At 72.4% G+C, this 16,262-nt stretch carries 15 protein-coding genes; 4 read left to right on the top strand and 11 right to left on the bottom strand.

Going from position 1 to position 16,262, the window contains the following annotated elements; all coding sequences use genetic code 11:
- Positions 1 to 10 precede the first annotated feature (10 nt).
- Positions 11 to 1,351, top strand: a complete 1,341-nt coding sequence (locus tag CG747_RS30705) for a UDP-glucose/GDP-mannose dehydrogenase family protein (protein ID WP_100605123.1) — start codon at positions 11 to 13, stop codon at positions 1,349 to 1,351.
- 600 nt (positions 1,352 to 1,951) lie between these two features.
- On the opposite strand, the gene CG747_RS30710 is transcribed toward CG747_RS30705, so the two are convergent.
- From CG747_RS30710 to CG747_RS30720, 3 genes are read right to left on the bottom strand one after another with little or no spacing between them, the layout of a single operon-like run.
- Positions 1,952 to 3,127 (bottom strand): dipeptidase, encoded by a 1,176-nt coding sequence (locus tag CG747_RS30710; protein WP_100605124.1) that lies wholly within the window; start codon positions 3,125 to 3,127, stop codon positions 1,952 to 1,954.
- The gene (gene purE, locus CG747_RS30715) at positions 3,124 to 3,660 is read right to left on the bottom strand and encodes a 5-(carboxyamino)imidazole ribonucleotide mutase (protein ID WP_100605125.1); all 537 of its coding nucleotides are present in this window, start codon (positions 3,658 to 3,660) and stop codon (positions 3,124 to 3,126) included. Before purE ends, CG747_RS30710 begins: the two co-directional genes overlap by 4 nt.
- A complete protein-coding gene (locus tag CG747_RS30720) occupies positions 3,657 to 4,862 on the bottom strand; it encodes a 5-(carboxyamino)imidazole ribonucleotide synthase (RefSeq protein WP_257980855.1) in 1,206 nt (401 codons plus the stop codon). The genes purE and CG747_RS30720 overlap by 4 nt, the downstream gene beginning before the upstream one ends.
- Before the next feature lie 161 nt (positions 4,863 to 5,023).
- Here CG747_RS30720 and CG747_RS30725 point away from each other — a divergent pair, with 161 nt between their 5' ends.
- Positions 5,024 to 5,455, top strand: coding sequence for a protease inhibitor I42 family protein (locus CG747_RS30725; RefSeq protein ID WP_257980856.1), 432 nt, complete (start codon positions 5,024 to 5,026; stop codon positions 5,453 to 5,455).
- A 154-nt stretch (positions 5,456 to 5,609) separates the two neighbouring features.
- A complete protein-coding gene (locus CG747_RS30730) occupies positions 5,610 to 6,119 on the top strand; it encodes a GtrA family protein (protein WP_100605128.1) in 510 nt (169 codons plus the stop codon).
- 24 nt (positions 6,120 to 6,143) lie between these two features.
- On the opposite strand, the gene CG747_RS30735 is transcribed toward CG747_RS30730, so the two are convergent.
- On the bottom strand, positions 6,144 to 7,391 hold the full coding sequence (locus CG747_RS30735; protein WP_100605129.1) for an ATP-binding protein: 1,248 nt from the start codon (positions 7,389 to 7,391) through the stop codon (positions 6,144 to 6,146).
- Between the two features lie 6 nt (positions 7,392 to 7,397).
- Complete coding sequence (locus CG747_RS30740) at positions 7,398 to 8,078, bottom strand: response regulator transcription factor (protein ID WP_016575659.1); 681 nt, start codon at positions 8,076 to 8,078, stop codon at positions 7,398 to 7,400.
- A gap of 495 nt (positions 8,079 to 8,573) precedes the next feature.
- Between CG747_RS30740 and CG747_RS30745 the strand changes: the two genes are divergently transcribed.
- Positions 8,574 to 10,103 (top strand): peptide MFS transporter, encoded by a 1,530-nt coding sequence (locus tag CG747_RS30745; RefSeq protein ID WP_100605130.1) that lies wholly within the window; start codon positions 8,574 to 8,576, stop codon positions 10,101 to 10,103.
- A 93-nt stretch (positions 10,104 to 10,196) separates the two neighbouring features.
- Here the strand turns inward: CG747_RS30745 and CG747_RS30750 are convergent, their stop codons facing one another.
- The 6 genes from CG747_RS30750 to CG747_RS30775 form a co-directional block, all read right to left on the bottom strand.
- Complete coding sequence (locus tag CG747_RS30750) at positions 10,197 to 11,642, bottom strand: hypothetical protein (RefSeq protein ID WP_100605131.1); 1,446 nt, start codon at positions 11,640 to 11,642, stop codon at positions 10,197 to 10,199.
- Positions 11,642 to 12,802 (bottom strand): hypothetical protein, encoded by a 1,161-nt coding sequence (locus tag CG747_RS30755; RefSeq protein WP_374701843.1) that lies wholly within the window; start codon positions 12,800 to 12,802, stop codon positions 11,642 to 11,644. The genes CG747_RS30750 and CG747_RS30755 overlap by 1 nt, the downstream gene beginning before the upstream one ends.
- A gap of 140 nt (positions 12,803 to 12,942) precedes the next feature.
- Positions 12,943 to 14,070 (bottom strand): hypothetical protein, encoded by a 1,128-nt coding sequence (locus CG747_RS30760; RefSeq protein WP_100605132.1) that lies wholly within the window; start codon positions 14,068 to 14,070, stop codon positions 12,943 to 12,945.
- A 19-nt stretch (positions 14,071 to 14,089) separates the two neighbouring features.
- Entirely contained in the window at positions 14,090 to 14,821 is a 732-nt protein-coding gene (locus CG747_RS30765) for an LPXTG cell wall anchor domain-containing protein (protein WP_100605133.1), read from the bottom strand.
- Between the two features lie 245 nt (positions 14,822 to 15,066).
- Positions 15,067 to 15,555, bottom strand: a complete 489-nt coding sequence (locus CG747_RS30770) for an ATP-binding protein (RefSeq protein WP_100605134.1) — start codon at positions 15,553 to 15,555, stop codon at positions 15,067 to 15,069.
- Positions 15,556 to 15,726: 171 nt separating this feature from the next.
- On the bottom strand, positions 15,727 to 16,095 hold the full coding sequence (locus tag CG747_RS30775) for an STAS domain-containing protein (protein WP_100605135.1): 369 nt from the start codon (positions 16,093 to 16,095) through the stop codon (positions 15,727 to 15,729).
- Between the last annotated feature and the right edge of the window lie 167 nt (positions 16,096 to 16,262).

Genomic DNA, 16,262 nt, shown 5'->3' on the forward strand with positions numbered 1-16,262 from the left:
GAGCCCCTCAATGGCCCTCAAGATCACCGTGATCGGCACCGGCTACCTCGGTGCCACCCATGCCGCCGCGATGGCCGAGCTGGGTTTCGAGGTGCTGGGCCTGGACGTACAGCCGGAGAAGATCGAGATGCTCCGCCGGGGCGAGGTCCCGATGTACGAGCCGGGCCTTGCGGAGCTGCTGCGCCGCCACGTCGCCGGGATCGAGGGATCCACCGGCCGGCTGCGCTTCACCACCTCCTACGAGGAGGTCGGCGCCTTCGGCGACGTCCACTTCGTCTGCGTGAACACCCCGCAGAAGCACGGCGAGTACGCCTGCGACATGTCATACGTCGAAGCCGCCTTCGACGCGCTGGCACCGCATCTGACCCGGCCCGCACTGGTGGTCGGCAAGTCGACGGTGCCGGTCGGCAGCGCGGCCCGGCTCGCCCGCCGCCTGACGGCCGCCGCACCCGCCGGTGCCGACGCCGAACTGGCCTGGAACCCGGAGTTCCTGCGCGAGGGGTTCGCCGTCCAGGACACCCTGCACCCGGACCGCCTCGTGGCCGGCGTCACCAGCGAGCGGGCCGAGGCGCTGCTCCGCGAGGTCTACGCCACCCCGATCGCCGAGGGCTCGCCGTTCGTCGTCATGGACTACCCGACCGCCGAACTGGTCAAGACCGCCGCCAACTCCTTCCTGGCCACCAAGATCTCGTTCATCAACGCGATGGCCGAGGTGTGCGAGGCCGCCGACGGCGACGTGGTGAAGCTGGCCGAGGCGATCGGCTACGACGAGCGGATCGGCAAGAAGTTCCTGCGGGCCGGCATCGGCTTCGGCGGCGGCTGCCTGCCCAAGGACATCCGGGCCTTCATGGCACGCGCCGGCGAACTCGGCGCCGACCAGGCACTGACGTTCCTGCGCGAGGTCGACTCGATCAACATGCGACGCCGCGGCCACATGGTCGAGCTGGCCCGCGAAGCGGTGGGCGGCGGCTTCCTCGGCAAGCGGGTCGCCGTCCTCGGCGCGACCTTCAAGCCGGACTCGGACGACGTCCGCGACTCGCCCGCCCTCAACGTCGCCGGCCAGATCCACCTCCAGGGCGGCCAGGTGACCGTCTACGACCCGAAGGGCATGGCGAACGCCCAGCGGATCTTCCCGACCCTGGGGTATGCGGAGAGCGCCCTGGAAGCGGTACGCGGCGCCCATGTCGTCCTGCACCTGACCGAATGGCGCGAGTTCCGCGAACTGGACCCGGCGGAACTGGCCGAGGTCGCCGGCGAACGGCGCATCCTGGACGGCCGCAACGCCCTCGACCCGACCTTGTGGCGCAAGGCCGGCTGGACGTACCGGGCACTTGGGCGGCCCTCCGCGTAGCGTTTGAGCCCCGCACGTTGTCGGCCGTCCCGCCGTTGCGCCTGGCGGCGCGGGGCGCTCGTACGTTGCCGGGTGCGGCGCCGTTTCGCCTGGCGGCGCGGGCTGTTGTCCGCTGCGCGGGGCTGTTGGGTGCGGGGTCGGGTTGGAGGGGTCGGTGTGCAGGACTGCTGCGCTTTACGTCCTGCACACCGACCCCTCCAACCCGACCCCTCCCGGTGATGGTGGGAAGAAACGGTGAGTGGGAGTCAGCGTGAGTGGTCGTCTACCGGTCGCCACTCGACCCGGTCAACCAGTCAACCCGGTCACCACTCGACAACGGACCCGCACCGGCCCCCTACGGACACCCCAACTCACCTGAATTCCACCCACCAACGGGAGGGGACGGGTCTGTGGGGTGGGGGTGTGCCGGACGTAAAGCGAAGCAGTCCGGCACACCCCCACCCCACAGACCCGGCACCGCACCCGACCAGCCCCGCGCAGCGGACCGGCCCGCCGCAGGCGAAACGACGCCGCACAGCGGCAACGGCCCGCGCCGCAAGGCGCAAAAACAGCAACCCCCACGGCGGGCCAGCCGACAACGTACGGGGCAAAACCAGCCGGCTAGGCGAGCGTCACATTCGACGGCCCCCGCCGCCCCCGCTCATCACGGGACACCGCCTCCGCCGCGCGGAGTACCCGGACCGCGTTCTGCCAGGTCAGCTTGGCGATGTCGGTCGGGGACCACTTGCGGTCCAGGAGTTCGGCGATGAGGTTCGGGTAGCCGGCGACGTCGGCCAGGTCGGCGGGGGTGAAGGCGGTGCCGTCGAAGTCGCCGCCGATGCCGATGTGGTCGACGCCGGCGACCTCGCGCATGTGGTCGAGGTGGTCGGCGACGGTGGCGGCGGTGGCCGTCGGGCGCGGGTTGGCGGCCTCGAAGGCGCGCTGGACCGCCATGCCCGCCTCGGTGGTGTCGAGGTGGTGCAGGCCGTGGGTGCGCATGTTCTCGTCGGCGCGCAGCGTCCACTCGACGGCCGCGGGGAGCACGAACTTCGGGACGAAGGTGGCCATCGCGACCCCGCCGTTGGCGGGCAGTTGGGCCAGCACGTCGTCGGGGATGTTGCGCGGGTGGTCGCAGACCGCGCGGGCCGAGGAGTGCGAGAAGATCACCGGCGCGGTGCTGACCCGGAGCGCGTCGCGCATGGTGTCCGGGGAGACGTGCGAGAGGTCGACGAGCATCCCGCAGCGGTTCATCTCGCGGACGACCTCTTCGCCGAAGGCCGACAGGCCGTGGTGGCGCGGGGTGTCGGTCGCCGAGTCCGCCCAGTCGTTGTTGTCGTTGTGGGTGAGCGTCATGTAGCGGACGCCCAGGGTGTGGAAGGCCCGCAGGGTGGCCAGCGAGTTGTTGATCGAGTGGCCGCCCTCGGCGCCCATGAGGGAGGCGATGCGGCCCTCGGTGCGGGCCGCCTCCATGTCGTCGGCGGTGGTCGCCAGGCGTAGGTCCGCTGCGTAACGGGTGGTCAGCTGGTGTACGACGTCGATCTGTTCCAGGGTCGCGCTGACGGCGTGGTCGCCGGCGTAGTCGGAGCGTACGTACACCGACCAGAACTGTGCGCCGACGCCGCCGGCCCGCAGGCGGGGGATGTCGGTGTGCAGGCTGGCGCTCTGGTCGGTGGCGACGTCGCGCCGGTCGAGGTCGTAGCGGACCTGTTCGCGCAGGGCCCAGGGGAGGTCGTTGTGGCCGTCGACGACCGGCCAGCGGGCGAGCAGTTCCAGCGCGGCCTCGCGGGCCGCCGTCACTTGCCGCCCCCGAAGCCGAAGCCGGCGGACCCGGCGACCTTGGTGCGCAGCCGCTTGCCCTTCTCGGTGGCCTGGTCGTTCAGCTCCTGCTGGAAGTCCTTCATGCGGGAGAGGAGTTCCGGGTCGTGCGCGGCGAGCATCCGGGCGGCGAGCAGTCCGGCGTTGCGGGCGCCGCCGACGGAGACCGTGGCGACCGGGACGCCGGCCGGCATCTGGACGATGGAGAGGAGGGAGTCCATGCCGTCGAGGTACTTCAGCGGGACGGGGACGCCGATGACCGGGAGGGGGGTGACGGAGGCGAGCATGCCCGGCAGGTGGGCGGCTCCCCCGGCGCCGGCGATGATCGCCTTCAGGCCGCGGTCGGCCGCGTGCTCGCCGTACGCGATCATCTCGTGCGGCATGCGGTGGGCCGAGACCACGTCGACCTCGTAGCCGATCTCGAACTCGTCCAGGGCCTGGGCGGCGGCTTCCATGACGGGCCAGTCGGAGTCGGAGCCCATGACGATGCCGACGACGGGGGTGCTCGCAGTCATTCCGTGATCGTTCCTCGCAGATAGCCGGCGGCGTGCGCGGCGCGCTCACGCACGTCCGCCAGGTCGTCGCCGTAGGTGTTGACGTGCCCGACCTTGCGGCCCGGCTTCACGTCCTTGCCGTACATGTGAATCTTCAACTGCGGATCGCGGGCCATGCAATGGAGGTAGGCCGCATACATGTCCGGGTAGTCGCCGCCGAGGACGTTGGCCATCACCGTCCAGCGGGCGCGCGGGCGCGGGTCGCCGAGCGGGAGGTCGAGGACGGCCCGGACGTGGTTGGCGAACTGCGAGGTGATCGCGCCGTCCTGGGTCCAGTGGCCGGAGTTGTGCGGGCGCATGGCCAGCTCGTTGACGAGGACGGCGGGGGTGCCGTCGGCGTCCCGGACCTCGAACAGCTCGACCGCGAGGTGCCCGACGACGCCGAGTTCGTCAGCGATCCGCAGGGCGAGCTGCTGGGCGTGGGTGGAGAGCTCGTCGGAGAGGTCGGGGGCCGGGGCGATCACGGTGTCGCAGACGCCGTCGACCTGCTGGGACTCCACGACCGGGTAGGCGACGGCCTGGCCGTGCGGGGAGCGGACGACGTTGGCGGCGAGTTCGCGGACGAAGGGGACCTTCTCCTCCGCCAGGACGGGCACGCCGGCGAGGAACGGTTCCGCCGCCTCCTTGGAGGAACGTACGACCCAGACGCCCTTGCCGTCATAGCCCCCGCGGACGGTCTTGAGGACCACCGGGAAGCCGCCCGACCCGTCGCCCGGCCACCGCCCCTCGACGAGGCGCTCCGCGCCGCCCTCGCTGATCTCGGCCGCGAACCGCTCCACGTCGGCCGGGTCGGACACGATGCGGTGGCGCGGGCAGGGCACGCCGACGGCGTCCAGCTTGGCCCGCATCACGCCCTTGTCCTGGGCGTGCACCAGCGCGTCCGGGCCGGGGCGCACGGGGATGCCCTCGGCCTCCAGCGCCCGCAAGTGCGCGGTGGGGACGTGCTCGTGATCGAAGGTGATGACATCGCAGCCGCGGGCGAAGGCGCGCAGGGTGTCCAGATCTCGGTAGTCGCCGACGACTACTTCGCTGACCACCTGAGCCGCCGAGTCCTGCGGGGTGTCACTGAGGAGCTTGAACTTGATGCCGAGGGGGATACCCGCCTCGTGGGTCATACGGGCGAGCTGACCGCCGCCGACCATGCCGACTACCGGGAACGTCACGCCCCCAGGGTAGCCGCCCGGCAGTCGTGCACCCGACCCGCACTTGGAGGATCATCCGAGAGCAGGCGTTCGAGGGTGATCGGGAAGTTCCATCACCGCGGTGAGGTTCCGGGGCCGGCGGCGAACGTTTCCGGCCCGGCCCGGCGATAGGGGGAGGCCGCATGGAGAGCGGCGACATAACGAGGAGCTCCCGGGCGCTGGTGACCGTCGTCGCCGTCGCCGCACTGCTGATCGCCCTGTACACGGTGGTCAGCCAGCTGTCCGGGCCGGAGGTGTACGGCCCCGGCGACACCGAGATCGCGGTCTCCGCCGGCGACCGCTTCACCATCGAGGTCCCCGACGACCCCGACGACGGCTACCAGTGGATCGTCGCCGCCCCGCGACCGGATCCGGCCGTTCTGCGGGCCGGCGGCGACCGGGCCGCGCCCGGTGGACCGCCGCCACCCGACCACGGCTCCTCCCGGGCGCTGGACTTCGAGGCCGTCCACCCGGGCCGCACCGACCTGCGGTTGCTGCGCTGCCGGCGGTGCGCGGCGGGGGCCGCGGACGAGCCCGGGGCGCGCGCTCTCAACTTCCGGATCACGGTCGGCTGACGGCCGGCCGCACCACCTGCCGTGACCGCATTCATGCGCCCTGTCGCGGGACGGACCACCCCCGCACCGCGGCGTGGCGCACGTGGTTAGCATGAGGGTGCCTACCGGGTCGCCGGCCCGCCTACCGCCCACGACGGGGAGCTGAACGATCACCATGAGTGAACGGAGCGCGCTGCGGTCGAGGCTGGAGGCGCTCACCCGGGAAATCATGAAGTTCGGTGCCGTCGGCGGCGCCGGGGTCGTGGTGAACTTCGCGGTCTTCAACCTCGTCCGGCACCTGACGGAGCTCCCGGTGGTCCGGGCGAGCATCGTGGCGACGGTGGTGGCCACCGCCACCAACTACGTCGGCTACCGCTACTTCGCCTACCGGGACCGCGAAAAGCGCGGCCGGACCCGCGAGCTGACGCTGTTCCTGCTGTTCAGCGTGGTCGGCCTGGTCATCGAGAACGGCATTCTGTACACCGCGACCTACGGGTTCGACTGGGACAGCCCGCTGCAGAGCAACGTCTTCAAGTTCCTCGGCATAGGGATCGCCACGCTCTTCCGCTTCTGGTCGTACCGCACCTGGGTCTTCCGGGCGCTGCCCGCCCGGGAGGCGGTGGAGACCGCCGAGTCGTTCCTGGCGGACGGCTCCCGGCTGCCGAGCGGCGCGGCCCGGAAGTAGGTTCCGCCCACCGCCCGGTGGGGCTCACTCCTCGGTGGGCTCGCCCTCCCGGGCCAGGAAGAGCGCGAAGACCGGCGGGTGCTGCTGGAGGAGCTCCAGGCGGCCGCCGTCCGCCTCGGCCAGGTCGCGGGCGACGGCGAGCCCCAGGCCGGTGGAGTTGCGGCCGGAGACGGTCCGCTCGAAGACCCGCGAGCCGAGGTCCGGCGGGACCCCGGGGCCGGCGTCGGTGACCTCGACGACCGCCTGGTTGCCGGTGACGCGGGTACGCAGCGCGACCGTGCCGTCGCCGTGCATCAGGGAGTTCTCGATCAGGGTGGCCAGCACCTGGGCGACCGCGCCCGGGGTGCCGACGGCCCGCAGGCCCTTCTTGCCGGAGCGGACGATGGCCCGTCCGGCGCTGCGGTAGGCCGGGCGCCACTCCTCGATCTGCTGCTTGACCACCTCGTCCAGGTCGAAGGCGACCGCCGAGCCGGTGCGCGGGTCCCGGGAATTGGTCAGCAGCCGCTGCACCACGTCCGTCAGCCGCTCCACCTGGGCCAGTGCGATGGTGGCCTCTTCCTTCACGGTGTCCGGGTCGTCGGTGAGGGTGATCTCCTCCAGCCGCATGGACAGCGCGGTGAGCGGGGTGCGCAGCTGGTGGGAGGCGTCGGCGGCGAGCCGGCGCTCGGCGGTGAGCATCCGGGCGATCCGCTCGGCGCTGGCGTCCAGGACGTCGGCGACCCGGTCCAGCTCCTGGACGCCGTAGCGGCGGTGGCGGGGCCGGGGGTCGCCGGAGCCGAGCCGCTCGGCGGTCTCGGCGAGGTCGGTGAGGGGGGCGGTGAGCCGGCGGGCCTGCCGGATGGCGAGCACCACGGCCGCCAGGATCGCCAGCAGGGCGACGGCGAGGATCACCAGCAGGGTCCGGCCGATCTCCGCGCTGACCGTGGAGCGGGACTCCTGGACGATGACCGATTCGCCTTGGTCGCCGCGCACCTCCGACTCGATCACGTCGCCGGCCGGGCGCTGCCCGATCTCGATCTTCGGCTTGCCGGGCACCTTGATCTCGGCGTAGCGGTGCACGGTGATCTGTTCGGAGAGGATCTCCGGGGTGATCTTCTCGCCGCTGCCCAGCCGGCTCTCCACTATCCCGACCAGTCGGACCGCCTCGGAGGCCACGCTCTCCTGTGCGCCGGACTGAATGGTGCGGGTCTCGACGATCACCAAGGAGACGCCGAAGACGGCGATGACGACGAGCACCACGGCGAGCGTGGAGTTGATCAGTCGGCGGCGCACGGGCCCCTAGCTCTTCTCGAAGCGGAAGCCGACCCCGCGGACGGTGGCGATGTACCGGGGGTTGGCGGCGTCGTCCCCGAGCTTCTTGCGGAGCCAGGAGATGTGCATGTCCAGCGTCTTGGTGGACGACCACCAGGTGGTGTCCCAGACCTCGCGCATCAGCTGGTCGCGGGTGACGACCCGGCCGGCGTCCCGCACCAGGACCCGCAGCAGGTCGAATTCCTTCGCGGTGAGCTGGAGTTCCTCGTCGCCCATCCAGGCGCGGTGCGACTCGACGTCGATCCGCACGCCGTGGGTGGCGGGCGGCTGCTGGGGCTCGGCGGTGGAGCCGCGGCGCAGCAGGGCCCGGACCCGGGCGAGCAACTCGGCGAGCCGGAAGGGCTTGGTGACGTAGTCGTCCGCGCCGGCGTCCAGGCCGACGACGGTGTCCACCTCGTCGGCGCGGGCGGTCAGCACCAGGATCGGGAAGGAATGGCCTTCGTTGCGCAGCCGGCGACAGACCTCAAGACCGTCCATACCGGGCAGCCCCAGATCCAGGACCACGAGGTCGATGTTGCCCTGGAGACCGGCGTCGAGTGCCGTCGGGCCGTCCTCACGCACCTCGACGTCGTAACCCTCGCGGCGCAGGGCGCGGGCGAGCGGCTCCGAGATGGACGCGTCATCCTCGGCGAGCAGTACACGGGTCATGGGCCGATGGTAGTCCGATGTACCGACAGGAAGGGGCGGACCAGCACGGATGGGCGACAGCGGGTCCGTTCTGCGCCCGCTCACGCGCCTGAGCCGGGGGCGCGCGGGCGTGGGCACGGTCGCACGGACGGCCTCAAACGGTTCCCTGCGCGAGTGTGAGCGTTCTCTCACCACTCCCCCCGGGCCGCCGAGCGGACGTATTGTGTCCGGAACGTCCAGCGCACAACCACCGGGACGATGGCGCAGAACTCGAAGCCATCGGTCCTTGTTGTGTGTGGGGCTGGTACCCCCAGCCCCTGACACAGTGAAAGACCTGTCGACCGGGTCCGCCGGCCGCGCTGTCGCGGCACGGGGGCGTGGATCCCGGTGTTCGGCCTCCCGTCGACCCTCCTCGTGTGGGACGAACCTCCCGGACGTGGGGGGCGGGCGGTGCCGGTCATCCCCACACGGGCGCGCACCGACTCTCGGACGCGTCCCGAGAAGCAAGGAACCACCATGGCGTCCAGCCTGACGAAGGACGCTGCCCAGCAGGGAACCCCTGCCAACGGCGGCAAGACCTTCTTCGGCCACCCCCGCGGCCTGGCCCCTCTCTTCATGACCGAGATGTGGGAGCGCTTCAGCTATTACGGCATGCGCTCCCTGCTCGTGATCTACCTGATCTCCGGCGGTCCGGACGCCGAGAAGGGCGCCCAGGCCGGCGGTCTGGCCATGAACGCGGCCACCGCCTCGGCCATCTACTCCATCTACGTGGCGATGGTCTACCTGCTGGCCATGCCCGGCGGCTGGATCGGCGACCGTATCTGGGGACCGCGCAAGACCGTCGCCATCGCGGCGGGTGTCATCATGACCGGCCACCTGGTGCTGGCCGTGCCGGGGCAGGCCGGGTTCTTCGCGGGTCTGGCGCTGGTCGCCGTGGGCTCGGGCCTTCTGAAGTCCAACATCTCGACGATGGTCGGCCACCTCTACAACGGTCCCCAGGACCCGCGCCGGGACGGCGGCTTCACCCTCTTCTACATGGGCATCAACATCGGTGCCTTCGCGGCGCCGCTGGTGATCGGCACCGTCGGCCAGAGCATCAACTGGCACCTGGGCTTCGCGCTGGCCGCGGTCGGCATGGCCCTGGGCCTGGTGTCGTTCCTGGTCGGTACCCGCCACCTCAGCCCGCAGTCCAGCGTCGTGCCGACCCCGCTGCAGGCCGAGGAGCGCGCCATGTGGCTGCGCAAGGGCCTGATCTGGGTCGCCGCCGCCGCGGTCTTCTACGGCGTGGTCGGCTTCACCGGCCACTTCACCCTGGACTGGGCGCTGATCCCGCTCGCGCTGCTCGGCCTGATCATTCCGATCACGGTTCTGGGACGCATCAAGCGCGACAAGGAACTGACCGACACCGAGCAGACCAAGGTCAGCGGCTACATCTGGTTCTTCGTGGCCGCCGCGGTGTTCTGGATGATCTTCGACCAGGCGGGCTCGACGATGTCCGTCTTCGCGGAGAAGAAGACGAACGGCCAGGTCTTCGGGATGGACTTCCCGTCGTCGTGGTTCCAGTCCGTGAACCCGCTGTGGGTCATGGCGCTCGCCCCGGTCATCGCCTGGCTGTGGATGTGGCTGGCGCGCCGCGACCGCGAGCCGAGCACCACGGTGAAGTTCTCGATGGCGATGTTCTTCATCGGCGCCTCGTTCGCCGTCTTCATCATCCCGATGATGATGGCCTCGGACGGTACGAAGGTCAGCCCGATGTGGCTGCTGTCCATCTACATGATCCAGACCGTCGGCGAGCTGTGCCTGTCCCCGGTCGGCCTGTCGGTGACCACCAAGATGGCTCCGCAGAAGTACGCCAGCCAGATGCTGGGCGTGTGGTTCCTCGCCGTCACCGCGGGCGACTGCATCACCAGCCTGCTCTCCACCGCCGGCGCGGACCTGAGCGGGCCCCCGGTGCTGGCCGCCGAGGCCGGGCTGGCGGTGCTGGCCGGTGTCGCGGTGTGGGTGAGCCGCAAGAAGATCGTCGCGCTCATGGGCGACGTCCGCTGATCGGTCCCCGATAGGGGAAAGAGGGCCCGGCACGCTGGTTGCGTGCCGGGCCCTTCCGTATGTCCGGGGCCTCGTGGCCCCGGTTCCAGGGCGTCAGCGGCGCAGCCGCCGCGGGGCGAAGGTGAAGACCGCGGCGCCGAGCAGGACGACGGTGCCGGCGAGCACGCCGAGGGCGGTCAGCGCGCCGTGGTCGTCCGCGCCGGTCTGGGCGAGGCCGCCGGCGCTGCCGCTGCCGCCGGACACGCTGGCCGGTCCGGCCGCGCCGCTCCCGGAGGACGCGCCGCCCGCCGAGCCGCCCGAGGTGCCGCCGGGCTGGGCGGCGGTGTCCAGGGCGAGCGAGACCCCGGGGTCCTTCTCCGGGGTGCAGGTGGTGGTCGTGCCGAGGGCGTTGACGGTGAGGACGCCCGGGGTGAGCGTCGCCTTGCCGGTGGCACCGGGCTTGTAGGTGCCCTTGAGGTCGGGGATCGCGATGGGCTGGCCGGCCTTGATGGGCTGGGCGTTGGTGGGACCCTCCACCTTGGCGGAGCCCTTGTCGGCGCCGCCCACCTTCACGTCCATCGACGGTTTGACCGAGCCCTTGGGGATGTCGGCCGGGCTGTCCATGACGGACTTGGCGAAGTGCACCGTCAGGTCGTAGGCGCCGCTCTTCTTGACGGCGTTGATCTGGACCGGCGAGGTGGCCTTCTTGTCGCCGATGGGCGTCTTGCAGGCGTAGGGGACCTGCACCTCCTTGCCCTTGTACGCGGTGCCGTCGGGGTCGCCGCCCGAGCCGCCCGAGCCGCCGGTGGAGCCGGAGGCGCCGGAGGTGCCGCCGCTGGTGCCCGCGCTGCCGCCGCCGGTGGTCGCGCCACCGGAGCCGGTACCGCCGGAGCTGGTGCCGCCGGCGGTCGTCCCGCCGCTGGTGGTGCCACCGCTGGCCGTCCCGCCGGTGGTCGTCCCGCCGGTGGAGCCTCCGCCGCTCGTCACCTTGATGGTGACCGCCGGGGGCACCGCCTCCTTGGGCGTGCACTTGGTGTCCGTGGAGATCGGCTTGTTGACGTTGATGTTGTACGCACCGGGCGTCAGCGTGACCTCTCCTGGTGCGGTGAGCTTCAGCGTGCCCTTCATGGCGGACAGCTTCATCGGGCTGTTCTTCGGGATCGGCGGGTTCTGCCGCGGGCCCTGCACGGCCAGGTCCCCGGTCTGCACCCCTGCGACCTTGACCGTGCCGGTCGGCTGGACGGTGTCCTTGGCCAGGTCGAGGATGCCGGGGTTCTGGGAGGCCGCCTGGACCGTCGTCCAGACCACCTCGACCGCGTCGCCGACCTTGGCGGTGGCGGGCGCGGTCACCTCCACCTTGGTGGTGCCCTCGACGGGCGGCAGCCCCGAGATCGGCGGCGGCAGGCACTCCGTCCGGTATGCCACGTCGGCCGCCTGGGCGGTCCCGGCGGCGGTGACCACGCCCGCCCCCGCGAGGACCAGCGCGGCCACCGCGGCGGTGCCCGCTCGTCTGCGTTGTCCGGTCGGCCTGGTGGGCCGGGTCAGCCTCATCAACGTCATCACGCGGAACCTTTCGAGGGGGGTTGTCCGGTTGATGTGGTGGACGGTGCGGTGTCCGGGGTGAACCACGGCAGGGCGGTGGTGCCGTCCGGTGCGGTGCCGGGGTCCGTGCCGTGCTGGTCCTGCTGTTGGTCCTGCTGCCGGCGCTCGGGCTGGTTCCTGCGCCGGTCCCTGGTGGTGCGCCGGGCGTGCGGACGGTGCGGGGTCCTGGCGGGGCGGACGGTGGTGCGCGGGCGGGGCGGGCGGACGCGGTCGACGACCGCCATCCCGATCCGGAACACCGCCGTCGGCACGACCACGCACAGCAGCACCCAGAAGAGCGTCACGCCCCACGGCCGGCCGACCTCCCACGGCTGCTCGACCAGCAGCTTGCCGCCGTACTTGAGGGAGACCAGGTAGTCCCCGTGCGCCCCGGCGGCCAGCTCCACCGGGAGCCTGACCTCGGCCTTCCGTCCGGCGGGGACGGTCCCCCGCCACTGCTGGTCCTCCCATTGGGGCGCGAAGACGCCGTGCGAGGTACCGACCTGGAAGACCGGGTCCTTGGCCGGCGCCGAGCCCAAGTTGCCGACCGTGACGGTCAGTTCGCGCTGCGGCGGGGCGCCGAACCAGGTGAGCAGTCCGCTGCTGCCGGTCAGCCGGGGCTGCGCCAGGACGGCCAGCCGACCGGCGCTGACGTCCTGCGGCAGCGGCGCGACCGGGTGCCCGGCCACCTTGAACGGGGCGTCCGCGGCGGCCGCCGGACCGGTCACGGTCGCCACGTGCACCACGCAGGGGCAGGGCTTGGGCGGTTCGGCGACCGGCAGCGGCTTGCTGAACGCGCCCCGGTCGTCGGTGGTGACGGCCCGCCCGTCGCCGTTGGCGCAGGAGTTGGTGCCGCCGATCATGTTCTGTCCGCAGATCAGCAGCGTCAGCAGGGTGTGCGGGCGCCAGCCCCGCCCGGTGACGGTGACGCTGCCGCCGGTGCCCGCCTCCTTCTGGGAGACCGCCGCGGAGGGCGCGCCGCCGGCCGGGTCGGCGCGTGCGGCCGGGGCGGGCAGGCCGGGCAGCAGGACCGGGAACAGGGCCAGTGCCAGGGCGAGGGCCGCGCGCAGGACGGGCGGACGGTGACGCCACCCGGCCCGGTTGCCGGTCGGCCGACCGGCCCGGCCCGCGGCGTCCACCCCTGACCGGGCGTCAGTCTCCCTCCCTGTCCCTGTCCTTGCCCCTGCCCCTGTCGGCGCCGTCTCCCGCTCGCCCTTGCCGCCGGTCCCGTCGTTCTCACCGCTCCGGCGGCTCTCGCCGTTCCCGCCCGTCTCACCGTTCACCCGCGCACCCCTGATCCCGTCCTCGCGGCCGCCGTGGTGGGCCCCGTCCCGTCCGTCCCGTCCGTGCTGCCCGTGCTGCCCGTACTGCCCGTACTGCCCGTACTGCTCGTCCCGCTTCTGCTGCCGGTCCGGTCCGCCCTGTCCGTTCGCTCCGTCCTGGTTCCGCTCGCCCGCCGTGCGCCGTCGGTGGTCCGGGACTCGGGCCGGGCCGGCGGGCCGCCGCCACCGTCGTCGGGTGCTCCGCCGGCTCCCGTACGGTCCGCGCGGCCGGTGCGTCCGCGGTGCCGGAGGACGGCCCAGCCGCCCCCGCCCGCCGCCAGGAGGAGCAGCAGCGCGGCGCCCGCGCCCCAAGGGGCGGCGGTGTACCGGGCGGTGGCGGTGTCCCGCGCGCCGCCCGCCGCGGTCGCGGTGAGCCGTACGTCCGCCGCGTCCAGGGCGGGCGGATCGGGCCAGGTCTCGGTCCGGTCGACGCGGGCGCCGGGCGGGAGGACGTCCGGCAGGGGGCGGGCGGGCCGGTGCAGCAGCGGCCCGAAGAGGCCGTCGGCGCGGACCTCCAGGCGCGGCCGGAGGGCGGTGTTCCCGCGGTTGACCAGGGTGTAGTGGATGGTTGCGGTGCTCCCCTGCCGGGTCACCGAGACGTGCTCGACGGTGAGCGCGGACAGCGTGGGCCCGGTCACCCGCAGCCGGAGCGGGATCCGGATCCGGGCGCCGGGCGCGGTGCCGGTCACGGTGAGCGTGCCGGGGCGGCTGCCGGGGGTGGCGGTGCCGGGCACGGTCAGCGTGAACGGCACGCTCGCCTGCGTCCGCGGCGGAACCGTCACCTCCGCCGTGCCGAACGCGAGCCGTGCCCCGGCGCCGTCTCCGGCCAGTCGTACGGTGACCGGCCGGTCGGACGGATTGCGGACGGCCAGCCGGTCGGTGAGCGCGGTGCCCGGTGGTCCCTCCAGGTAGTAGGACGTCCGGGCGGCCCCGGTCGGCGCGGCGGACCAGCCCGGTGGTGCGGGGGCGGACGGCCCGGCCGGTGCGGCGGCGGGCGGACGGGCCGCGGCCGCCGCGGGGCACAGCAGGACGGCGGCGGCCGCGAGGGCGGCGCCGGTGGCCGCGGTGCGGGGACGGAACGGCATCGGCGGCTCCCGGTGGGGGTCAGGCCCGTTGGTGACGGCGGGTCAGCCAGAGCACGCCGGCCGCGCCGGCCAGCAGCACGGTGCCGCCGAGGGTGCCCAGGGCGAGGGCGGAGTCCGCCGGTCCGGTCTGCGGCAGTTGGCCGCCGCCGGTCGAGCCGCCCGCCGCCGCGGAGCCACCGCTGCCGCCGGACCCGCCACTGCCGCCGGACCCGCCGCTGCCCTTCACGTCCAGGGACAGGGAAGGCTTGGGGTGGTTGCTCGGCGTGCAGGTGGTGGTGGTGCCCAGCGCCTTGATGGTGAGCGTGGAGGCGGTGAAGGTGACCTTCCCGCTGGCCTTCGGGGTGTACGTGCCGCTCAGGTCACTGATCTTGATCGGCGTGTTGGCCGGAATCGCCTGGTCGTTGGGCGGGCCGCTGACCGGCACCGTGCCGCTCTCCGCGCCGCCCAGCTGGATCACCGCGCTGGGCTTCATCGCGCCCTTGCCCAGTTCGACGGGGCTGGAGGAGACCCCCTTCTGGAACGACATCACGAGCTTGTACGAGCTCCCGCTGGGCGTTCCCTTGATGTCGATGGGCGAGACCGCCCCTTTGTTGCCGATCGGCGTCTTGCACTGGTAGTTGACGTCGACGACCTCGGCGTGTGCGACGGGTGCGGTGAACAGCACCGCGGAACCGGCCACTGTCACCGCGGCCGCGGCCAGCCCGGCCGCCCGCCGCGGCCGCCTGGCGTGCTGTGCGTGGAAGCGGGCCACCTCGGATTCCCCTTCTCCCGGTCGGCGCGCCGCCCGATATTACTGACGGCACATCAGATTGGGCGCTCAAGGTACGCCCGGGAGGTTGCCGAGGGAAGGCACGGCACAGCTCCGATACGCGGCACCGCCCGGATCCGCCTGGAAGACCGCTCGCCCGGGCCAGGACCCGGCCACGACCCGGCCCCGGAAACGACGAAGCGCGGGCCCGTAGGCCCGCGCTCGGCATCCTCCGGTCCGCCGCCGCTTCAGGACGGGGCGGCCAGCTCCGCCCAGACGGTCTTGCCCGCACCGTCGGTGTTCCGCACCACGCCCCAGTCCAGGCACAGCCGCTGCACGATGAACATGCCGTGGCCGCCCGGACGTCCGGGGCGGTGCGGGCTGCGCGGCGCCGGCGAGCCCGCGCCCAGGTCGCTGACCTCCAGGCGGAGCACCTTGGCCGCACAGCGCAGCCGCAGCTCCTCGGGGCCCTCGGCGTGCAGGCAGGCGTTGGTGACCAGCTCGGAGACGACGAGCAGCACGTCCTCGGCCGCGGCCCGCTGATCGGCCGTGGCGGCCGGCAGCCAGCCCCAGTCGTGCAGCGCCTCCCGGGCGAAGTCGCGGGCCCGCGCCACGGTGCCCCGGGTGCCCGCCAACCGCAGCCGACGGATCTGACCTGCGGGTACGGCGGCGGAAGCGCCGGCGCCGCCCGGCTCCGGGCCGAGATCGCCCGGCGGGTACGGCCGGGTGGTGCTCATCAGCGCTTCACCTCACCGATTCGCCTGTTCACGGACAACAGATAACTCACTGATTCAACGGATTCAGGTGTCTCCTGCCCGACCGGACCGCGAGAACACCCACTTCTTGGGTACGGAAGTTGTGACGCCGACTACGCGCCCGGAACGCATCCTTCCGGGCTTCCCGACCGGTCAGTCGACCAAGGCCGCGTCGAGTGAGTCGTGCACCGTGAAAACCGCCTCCGCGCCGGTGATCTCGAAGACCCGGGCCACCACCGGTTGCATACCGGCCAGATGGACGCCGCCCCCCGCGGCCTCCGCCTTCAGCCGGGCACCGAGCAAGACGTTCAGACCGGTGGAGTCCATGAATTCAAGAGGTGAGCAGTCCACCACGAGGCGTGCATATCCGTCGTCGACGCAGCCTTCCAGTGATTCCCGCAACAGATCCGCGGTGTGGTGATCCAGCTCACCCGCGACGGTCACGACCGCGCTGGGGCCGTGATGGCGGATCTCGACGTGAAGCCGACCCCGGCTTGCACTGCCGACCGTCCCGCGGTCCATGCGAGCGCACCCCTTTTGCTGCCTAGACGACTGTTGTGGTGACGACATTGCTTATGACTGCGCCCGTCGAACCCTACGCCTTCCTGACGCCCGCCGGTAGCCGTAGAAAGGGCATAGCGACGGATTGCGGACAACACGCACTTGCCTTCTTCCATCGAAGCCAGGTA

The sequence above is a fragment of the Streptomyces sp. CB02959 genome, from assembly GCF_002803155.1.
Lineage (GTDB): Bacteria > Actinomycetota > Actinomycetes > Streptomycetales > Streptomycetaceae > Streptomyces.